Consider the following 3,187-nt stretch of genomic DNA (forward strand, 5'->3'; position numbering starts at 1 on the left):
TGCTGTAGGGCATGGCGCTCAAGTCGGCATCATCCAGTTTCTCAAAGGCTGGGATTTCTACGGAGAACTCAAAGGATTGTCCTTTCTCCCCTCCGTGGATCTCGAGCGAACAGGGAGAGCGACCTTCGTCGACAAAAAAGCTCCCCACGCCGAGGATTATGCGGAAGCCACCCGCGGTGTAACTTTGGCGGAGGAGTGGCTTCTTTCGGGGAAATACGATTTGATCGTGCTTGACGAAATCAACGTGGCGATGCACTACGGTCTCGTTTCCTGGGAGAATTTGAGGCGCATCCTTGAAAAGCGTCCGTCCCACGTAGAAGTCGTGCTCACGGGAAGACACGCTACCGAAGAAGCGTGTCGTTTTGCCGATCTGGTCACGATCATGGAAGACAAGAAACATCCCTTCGCGAAGGGAATCAAGGCGGCACGGGGGCGGGAACATTGATGATGCCTCTGCGAGGTCTCCCGTGAACGTTCTCCTCGCCATGAGCGGCGGCATCGACAGCTCGGTGGCCGCTCTGTCGCTGCTCCGCGAAAATGCCGCTGTCCGCGGGATATTTCTCAAAATGCACGATAAAAACGTCATCGAAGAGGAGCGCGTGCAGGAAATTTGCGACGTCCTCGGGATTCCTCTTCGCACGCTTGATGTACGCGAGCTCTTTTCCGACCGGATTTTACAACCCTTTCTGGAGGAGTACAGACGTGGTTTCACACCGAATCCGTGCGTTCTCTGCAATGCGGAAGTGAAATTTGCCGTGCTTTTCAGGTTTGCGCATCTGGAAAACGCGGATCGCGTAGCCACCGGCCACTACGCGACATGTGCTGTTGCCTCCGGGAACGCCGGGATTTTTCGGGGAACGGACGAGAGAAAGGATCAAAGCTACATGCTCTATCGCCTGCGAAAAGAGTGGCTGCCATCTCTCCTGTTTCCTCTGGGAACACAACGCAAGCGCGATGTTGCTCGAATCGGCCAGGCACATTTCGGCAGCCTCTTTTCCTCCGTGAAGGAAAGTCAGGATATCTGCTTTCTTCCCTCGGGAACGCTTCGAAACTACCTCGAGAAAACACTTTCAGAGATGCCCGGAGGAGAGATCGTCTCCCTCGACGGAAGGATACTTGGTAGACACGGAGGGCTCTTTCGATATACGATTGGACAGCGAGAAGGCTTGGGCTTGTCCGGCGGTCCCTGGTTTGTCGTCGCCGTTGACGAAACGGCGAACAAGATTGTCGTAGGCAAGCGGGAAGATCTAGACGTTTCTGCAATACAGTGCACGCGATCGAATTGGCTCGTGTCCGATCCAGAACGGCACGGGCCACATTTTGCCCAGTTCAGATACCGCTGTCGTCCCGTGCGATGTACCTTCACCCTTTATGCCGGTGACCACTTCATCGTCACACCGGAGGATCCGGCGGAGGGAATCGCCCCAGGCCAATCTCTCGTGCTTTACCAGGGCGACCGGCTTCTCGGAGGCGGCATCATCGAAAAAACCGTAAGGAGGAATCATTCATGACCGTACGCGATCATGCCTTGCTCCCGCCTGAAAAACTGCGGAAAACCACCGATCCGGAGGCCCTCGGCTTCACGTCGACGTTGGACATCGATTGTCTTGAGGGGCTCATCGGACAAAAACGGGCCGTCAAATCCATCTCCTTTGGTTTGGCCGTTCCGGCCAAGGGCTATAACATTTTCGTCGTTGGAAACCCAGGAAGCGGACGCACCACTTACACGCTGAAACAGCTCCAGTGCAGGGCGGAAAAAGAAACCGCTCCGGAAGATTGGGTCTACGTGTACAATTTTGCAGATCCAGGACGCCCTCTCGCGGTGAACCTCCCCGCAGGAAAAGGGAAGGAGCTGGCCTCTCGGATAGAAGATCTTGTGGAAGACCTCAAGGTCACCCTCAACAAGGCCTTCGAAAACAATCAGTACGAGGACAACAAGGCAACGCTGGTGAAGGAGTTCCAGGAACAGGTCAACTCCTTCATGGAGGAGCTTCGCGCCTGGGCCTCGGAAAAGGGATTCGCCATCAAACGTACTCCGCAAGGCTTTGTGAATATCCCTCTTGTGAACGAACAGACCGAGGACGGTAATGCAACCCAGCGGGAGATGCAGCAGGAGGAATTCGAGGGACTGGGTGAGGAGCGCCAGAAGGAGCTTCAGGGTAATTCCGAGCAGATCTCCCAGAGGACGCTCGAGACACTTCGAAAAATACGGGATCTCGAAAAAGCGCTGAAGGAGCGCATTAAGGATCTGGAGGCTGAAATCTGCCGGAATGCCATCAAACCCTTTCTCCAGGACCTGGGGGATGCGTTCGGGCACGAGGGGAAGATCGGCGAGTGGATCGACGATCTTGCCGAGGACATCATCGCAAATTTCAGCATGTTCATCGCCGCCGCCAGGGATGAAAACGCCGAGGTGGACTTCAGCCGTTACACGGTGAATGTCTTCGTTTCGAACGATCCGGAAAATGGAGCTCCCGTGGTTTTCGAGACAAACCCGACCTATTACAACATGGCGGGAAAAGTCGAGTACGAAAGTCGCCAGGGATACCTCTACACCGATTTTAGGCGTATCGTCGCCGGGGCTATGCATAAGGCGAACGGAGGCTATCTTCTCCTTGAGGCGGATGATCTTTTCCGCCATTTTATGTCCTGGGATGCTATCAAGCGCGTTCTCAAAACAGGAGAACTGGTCATCGAGAACCTGGGGGAACAGCTCGGATTCGTTCCCGTCTCCTCTCTTCGACCGGAGCCGATTCCCCTTCGCATCAAAATCGTCATCGTCGGCACCCGCTGGATCTACCATCTCCTGACCATCTACGATCCGGAGTTTCCGAAGCTGTTCAAGGTCAAAGCCGACTTCGACGTTGACATGATACGCTCCGAGGAAACCGAGCGTGATATGGCTCGCTTCGTGGCGGGATTCGTGCAAAAAGAAAACCTGCTTCCCTTCACGAATTGCGCCGTGGCGGAACTGACCGAGTGGGCTTCGCGTCTCGCGGGACACCAGGAACGACTCTCCACGCAGTTCAACCGTATCGCCGAAACCATCGTGGAAGCCTCTGCATGGACACAGATGGACGGCAAGGACACCGTACAGCGGGAGGACGTGCGCAAAGCCATCGAGGAAAAAACCTTCCGGGCCAATCTTATCGAAGAGCGTATTCAGAGAGTCTTCGAGGATGGAACA

At 55.1% G+C, this 3,187-nt stretch carries 3 protein-coding genes; all 3 read left to right on the forward strand.

The window, feature by feature from the left end; translation table 11 throughout:
• A partial coding sequence (locus tag Q1K49_RS12205; RefSeq protein WP_300526305.1) for a cob(I)yrinic acid a,c-diamide adenosyltransferase occupies window positions 1-445 on the forward strand: 445 nt, incomplete at its 5' end.
• 22 nt (window positions 446-467) lie between these two features.
• On the forward strand, window positions 468-1,511 hold the full coding sequence (gene mnmA, locus Q1K49_RS12210; RefSeq protein WP_300526306.1) for a tRNA 2-thiouridine(34) synthase MnmA: 1,044 nt from the start codon (window positions 468-470) through the stop codon (window positions 1,509-1,511).
• Window positions 1,508-3,187 (forward strand): ATP-binding protein (locus Q1K49_RS12215; protein ID WP_300526307.1); only part of this gene is annotated, 1,680 nt, incomplete at its 3' end. The genes mnmA and Q1K49_RS12215, both read left to right, overlap by 4 nt.

Origin of the sequence: Aminiphilus sp. (assembly GCF_029975095.1) — a bacterium.
Taxonomy (GTDB): domain Bacteria; phylum Synergistota; class Synergistia; order Synergistales; family Aminiphilaceae; genus Aminiphilus.